The sequence below is a fragment of the Streptomyces sp. GC420 genome (assembly GCF_009916105.1).
GTDB lineage: Bacteria > Actinomycetota > Actinomycetes > Streptomycetales > Streptomycetaceae > Streptomyces.
The window spans coordinates 42571-48730 of sequence record NZ_JAAAXQ010000008.1 but is presented as its reverse complement, the minus strand read 5'-3'; the positions used below and the strand labels follow the sequence as shown (position 1 = coordinate 48730).

Annotated in this window: 2 protein-coding genes and 3 pseudogenes; 1 reads left to right on the top strand and 4 read right to left on the bottom strand. The window is 70.5% G+C overall.

The annotated features are described in order from the left end of the window. Both GUY61_RS02275 and GUY61_RS02270 read right to left on the bottom strand, forming a co-directional pair. A pseudogene (locus tag GUY61_RS02275) lies at positions 1–1269 on the bottom strand (histidine kinase); the annotation flags it as partial. Positions 1270–1602: 333 nt separating this feature from the next. Next, positions 1603–2075 (bottom strand): annotated as a pseudogene (locus GUY61_RS02270) (DoxX family protein). A 255-nt stretch (positions 2076–2330) separates the two neighbouring features. On the opposite strand from GUY61_RS02270, the pseudogene GUY61_RS02265 reads away from it, so the two are divergent. Continuing rightward, positions 2331–4360, top strand: a pseudogene (locus GUY61_RS02265) (DUF1996 domain-containing protein). 45 nt (positions 4361–4405) lie between these two features. Here GUY61_RS02265 and GUY61_RS02260 read toward each other — a convergent pair. Both GUY61_RS02260 and glpK read right to left on the bottom strand, forming a co-directional pair. Next, positions 4406–4561, bottom strand: a complete 156-nt coding sequence (locus GUY61_RS02260; RefSeq protein WP_166628322.1) for a DUF6131 family protein — start codon at positions 4559–4561, stop codon at positions 4406–4408. A 41-nt stretch (positions 4562–4602) separates the two neighbouring features. After that, positions 4603–6147, bottom strand: coding sequence for a glycerol kinase GlpK (gene glpK / locus GUY61_RS02255; protein ID WP_166628321.1), 1545 nt, complete (start codon positions 6145–6147; stop codon positions 4603–4605). Positions 6148–6160: the final 13 nt, after the last annotated feature.

Genomic DNA, 6160 nt, shown 5'->3' with positions numbered 1-6160 from the left:
GTCGGGGACGAGCTGGGCGTTTCCGTCCGCGAGGGCGGTCGCCATCGGCGAGGTGGGCACGACGAAGCGGATGAGCTCCCCGACCGGCTGCAGGGGCACGTCACCCCCGACGCCCGCGGCTGCGGTGCGGCGCATCGCGGTGAAGGAGCCGGTCGGCTCCTCGCCACGCAGTACGGGCTCCAGCAACTCCACCGTGACCATGTCGGCGAACCGGGGGACGACGAATCCCGCCAGCTCCTCGGCCGTGTGCACCACGTCCAGCGTGGTGCCGATCCGGGTGCCCGCCTCGTAGAGCAGAGTCAGCCGCTCTCGCGCCGCCTGCGCCCGCCCCGCCAGCGCCACCAGTTCCGTGGATTCCCGCAGCGTCAGTACGCTGCCCGCGGGTCGTCCGTGCAGCTCCGTCGGCCGCTTGTTCACCGCCAGCAGCCGGCCGCCCGCCAGACGCACCTCGTCGGTCACGGGCTCGTCCGAGGCCAGCAGCTCCGCCGTCGCGTCGTCCAGTCCCAGCTGCGACACGTGTCGCCCCTCGGCGTCCTCCGGAAGGTTCAGCAGCAGCCGGGCCTCGTCGTTGGCCAGCGACAGCCGGCCGTTGCCGCCGATGATCAGCACACCTTCCCGTACGGCGTGCAGCACCGCGTCGTGGTGCTCGTACATCCGGGTCATCTCCGCCGGCGCCAGGCCGTGCGTCTGCCGCCGCAGCCGCCGCGACACCAGGGCCGTACCCGCGGCCGCCAGCCCCAGCGCCACCGCGGCCGCCGCCAGCAGCACCGGAAGCTGCCGGTCGGCCGAGCTTTCCACCGTCTCCGTGGTGATTCCGACCGAGACGATGCCGGCGATCGACCCGTCCGGCCGGACGACCGGGCTGGTGGTGTCGACGGCCGGCCCCAGACTGCCGGAGAAGGTCGTGGTCTCGGTACGGCCTTCCAGCGCCTCGTCGTACGTGCCGATGACATGTTTGCCGATCAGGCTGGGGTCCGGATGGGTGTAGCGGATGCCGTCCGTGCTGAACACGACGATGTAGTCCACGCCCGTCCGCTGCCGGATCTCCTCGGCCGACGGCTGCAGCACGGCAGTCGGGTCGGCGCTGTCCAGCGCCTGCACCACACCCGGCCCCCGCACGAACGTCTCGGCGATGACGAGCGACTGCTGTCGGGCCTCACCCGTGACGTCGCGCTCCTTCTCGAGCGTCAGGGCCACGACGCCGGCGAGCACCAGCACCAGCACGACCACGACCTGCAGCGTGAAGACCTGACCGGCGACACTGCGCACCGACAGCAGGGAACGCAGCGTCGGCCACCAGCCACGGCGCGGCGTCCACCGCCTCTCGCTCCCGTCCGGAGTGCGGTCGGAGCCGTCAGCCTCCCCGGCGCGCCGCCGGCGCCCGGCATCCGTGGCGGGCGTCCGGGGCTCCTGGTCCGGATCCTTGCGCCGATCCCGTGGGGCTTCCGCGCCGCGGCGACCGGGCGCACGAGACGACGGCCGCGAGGATCGACCGAAAAGTCTGACCACGTCCCATTTCTAGCACCCTGTGAGTTCGCGAGGCTGATCGTCGCAGCGCGGCAGTCCCGGGGAACGGTCGCAGCGCTCAGCGGCTCCGACGCCTCACACGGCCGGAGCGTCGCGGCCGCGCTGTCCGGCGGGGGTCTCCTTCGCGCTCCCGCCCCGTGTCGCCTCACCACGACCGCCGCCGCGGGAGGTGAACGGCGTGTCGAGCGGCAGCGCACCGGGGCCGCTGGAGAGCAGCAACAGGAAGGCCCAGCAGTACAGCACCGGCCCCTCGCCCTTGTTCTGAAGGGGGAACAGGCCGTCGGGCTGGTGCACGGTGAAGTACGCGAAAGCCATCGCACCCGAGGCTGTGAAGGCCGCGCCGCGCGTCCCGACACCCAGCAGCACCAGCGTTCCGGCCACGAGTTCGATCACCGCCGCCCCCAGTACGGCCAGTCGCCCGCACGCTCCGCTTCACGGCCCAGCAGGCCGAACAGCGAGGCCGCTCCCTGGGAGGCCAAGAGCAGACCGATGACGACGCGGAACAGTCCGAGGACGTAGGGCTGGAACCGCTTCAGCCGGGCCGTCAGCCTCGCGCCGGCCGTGACCACTCCTGACACCAGAGGACGTGGGGCACCAGGAAACCCCAAAGCCATGGCCGAGCGCAGCCCATCACCGGGTACGAAGGGTCAGGGGCGGGGCTCGGGCCGGGTTCCGTTACCAACGGCGCTCATGCTTGGACGTTCCTACGAAGTTTCGAGGGCGTTGAACATCCCTGAGCTCGTCCGCGTATCGAGGCCAAGGCATCGGTACGCGTGACCGGCAACGAGGCCAGGAGCATCACCTTGAGACGCAGAACGAGAAGACGCCCCACCGGGGCAAGACGCGCGACCGCCGCGGCCGTCGCTCTGATACTGGGCGGGGGCGGCCTGATCGCGGTCACGTCCTTCGCTTCGGCATCCGAAGGCTGGGGGTCGGGGGCGCAGAGTCCGGAACGGCAGGACCAGGTATCACCGCGGTCCATGTCGACGATCAAGTGCCCGGACGTGGCGACCGGACTCAGTGAGGTGCCGGAGCAGGCCCGCCCCGAAGTGGACAAGGAACTGGCCGCCATGGACGGTCAGATCGTCGACGCCTACCAGCGTCTTGCCGACGGGACGGGACGGCAGGAGCAAGACCCGCAGGCTGTCCGGTCGACCGTGCTCGGGTCACTGCGTACGCAGCGGACAGAGAGCCTCGACCGCATAGCCCGGGCGATCGGCCGCGTGACCGGTGAACAGCCGCAGGATCTTGCCGGCCAGGCCACGTGCACCGTGTAGGAGGCCGCCGACGACAGTGACGGTCAGGACCAGGGCGGCAACCAGGGTGGCGACCAGGGCCAGGGTCAGGACCAGGGGCAGGGACAGGGACAGGGACAGGGACAGGGACAGGGCAACGGCGGGCAGGCCGGCAACGGCCCCGTCGCCGCGGACTTCGTGGACATCACCACCGTCCAGCCCAACGTCCAGAACCCGCGCAAGTCGCGCGGCGCCTCCCGGCCTTCTCCACCAGCTGCGGCGTGAACGCCAACGGACTGTTCAACTCCGACAACGTGATCGTCGCCCCCGGCGTCTCCAACGGCGCGCACCACTTCCACGACTACGTCGGCAACCAGGCCAACGACGCCTTCGCCAGCGACGACGAACTCGCCGGCGCGGACACGACCTGCCAGAACCAGGGCGACAAGTCCTCGTACTTCTGGCCGGTGCTGCGCCTGCAGAACGGCACCCAGGAACAGGACGCCAACTCCCCCGGCGGCGGCATCGAGGGCAACGCCGGCGAAATCGTCACGCCCAAGCAGGTCACCATGAAGTTCGTGGGCAACCCGCGCGGCAAGGTCGTCGGCATGCCCCGGCTGCTGCGCATCATCACCGGTGACGCCAAGGCCTTCGTCAACGGCAACGCCAACGCCAACGCCTCCTGGAGCTGCACCGGGTTCGAGAACCGCCAGCTGAAGGACAAGTACCCGATCTGCCCCGAGGGCAGCGACGTGGTCCGCACCTTCAAGTTCCAGAGCTGCTGGGACGGCCAGAACATCGACAGCGCCAACCACCGCACCCACGTCGCGTTCGCCGACGCGGGCGGAAACTGCGCCAACGGCTTCCGGGCCATCCCGCAGCTGGTCCAGCGCATCGTCTACGACGTGGACGCGCCGAGCCTGAACGACGGCGGACAGACCACCCCGCTGTTCGCGGTCGACTCCTTCCCCGAGCAGCTGCACAAGCCCGTCACCGACCACGGCGACTTCATCAACGTCTTCTCCGAGCAGCTCATGCGAGAGATGGTGGACTGCATCAACGGCGGCCGGGTCTGCGGCACCGGCGCCCCCTCCGGGCAGGAGCCGCCGCAGAACACGGCCGGCCCCGACCCCAGCGCCTCGTCCGGCTCCGGCGCCTCGCCCGACCCCAGCGCTTCGCCCGACCCCAGCGCCACGTCCGGCTCCGGCGACAACGACGGCGGCCCCGCGGAAAACGAGGGCTCAGTATCAGCGGCGCCCACGGCCAGTGCCCAGCACACCGATCCGGCCAACACCCCGGGCAACGACCGGGCCGGCGACGCCGTACCCAAGGCGGAGACGTCGCCCTCGGCCGTCGGGAGTGGGCCCGCCGATGGGCCCGTGGATGACGCCCAGGGCGCAGGCTCCGTCCCCGGCTCCCGCCAGTCACCCGGCACGGCCGGGAACGACCCGTCCGCCGCCGCGCGGACCCAGCCCCGGGCGACCGGGGGCGGCGCGCTCGCCGACACAGGAGCCCGGCTGTGGCCGGCCGCGGCCGGAGGAGGGCTCGTCATCGCCGGCTTCGCGCTCCTCCACCGCACCCGGCGCAAGGCGGGCTGACGGCACCCCGGCGGCCACCCTCGCAGACGCCGCCGCGGGCTTCGGTCACCAGTAGTGATTGCGGCCTGCGACGGCGTGGCCGGTGGCTCCGAGGACCCACAGAACGGCGCCGACCACGGCCAGGATGATTCCGATCGTCCACAGGATCGAGATCCCGGTGACGAAGCCGATGATGAGCAGAATGAGACCCAGAATGATCATGGCATTCTCCGGTGGCCTCGTGGTGGCCGAGTAGTTCCGCCCTACCGTGTACCCCTGTCCTGCCGTCCCTCACCCGGGGAACGCGGCGATTCGATCCACCCCAGCGAGCGCTCGACGGCTCGCTGCCAGTTGTCGTACTCCGACTCCCGCCGCTCGGGGTCCATGTCCGGCAGCCATTGGGCGGCCCGGTGCCAGTTGCGGCGCAGCACTTCCAGGTCCGGCCAGTAACCCACTGCGAGCCCGGCGGCGTAGGCGGCGCCAAGTGAGACCGTCTCCGCGACCATGGGCCGTACCACCGGCACGTCGAGCACGTCGGCCAGGAACTGCATGAGCAGGTTGTCGGCCGTCATGCCGCCGTCGACCTTGAGTTCCTTCAGGGCGACCGAGGAGTCGGCGTTCATGGCGTCGACCACCTCGCGTGTCTGCCAGCCGGTGGCCTCCAGGACGGCCCGGGCCAGGTGTCCCTTGGTGATGTAGGAGGTGAGGCCGACGATGACGCCGCGTGCGTCGCTGCGCCAGTGGGGTGCGAACAGGCCGGAGAACGCGGGGACGATGTAGCAGCCCCCGTTGTCCTCGACGGTGCGTGCGAGGGTCTCGATCTCCGGTGCGCTGCTGATCAGTCCCAGACGGTCGCGGAACCACTGCACCAGCGAGCCGGTAACGGCGATCGAGCCTTCCAGGGCGTAGACGGCGGGCTCGTCCCCGATCTTGTATGCGACGGTCGTGAGGAGTCCGTGCCGGGACCGGACGACCTTGGTGCCGGTGTTGAGCAGCAGGAAGCTGCCGGTTCCGTAGGTGCACTTCGCCTCGCCGGGTGAGAAGCCCGTCTGTCCGAACAGGGCCGCCTGCTGGTCGCCGAGGGCGGCGGATATGCGAACGCCCGGGAGAACCGAGCGGGCGTCGCCGTAGTGGTCGGCCGAGGACCGGATCTGCGGCAGCATCGCGCGGGGAACCCCGAAGAACTCCAGCAGTCCCTCGTCCCAGGTGAGCGTGCGGATGTTCATCAGCATGGTGCGGCTGGCGTTGGTCGCGTCGGTGATGTGCAGGCCGCCGGCCGCACCGCCGGTGAGGTTCCAGATCAGCCAGCTCTCCATCGTGCCGAACAGCACGTCGCCGTCCCCGGCGCGCCGTTCCAGCCCGTCGACGTGGTCGAACAGCCAGCGGATCCGCGGGGCGGAGAAGTAGGTCGCGGGGGCCAGGCTGCAGCGGTCGAGGAAGAAGTCCTCTCCGGTCCGGTTTCTCAGTTCCTCGACGAGCGGTGCGGTGCGGGTGTCCTGCCAGACGATCGCTCTGCCCAGCGGGACACCCGTGCGCCGGTCCCAGAGCACCGTCGTCTCCCTCTGGTTGGCGATGCCGACGGCGGCTACGTCCGCGGTCCCGACGCCGGCATTGGACAGGGCCTCGGGCACCACGCGTTGCAGATTGCGCCAGATCTCCAGTGCGTCGTGCTCGACCCAGCCAGGCCTGGGGTAGTACTGATGGTGCTCCCTCTGAGCGACCGACACCAGCCGCCCACCGTGATCGAAGAGAATGCACCGGGTGGAGTTGGTTCCTTGGTCGATCGACATCACATACCGTTCAACCATGATCGGTCTGCCT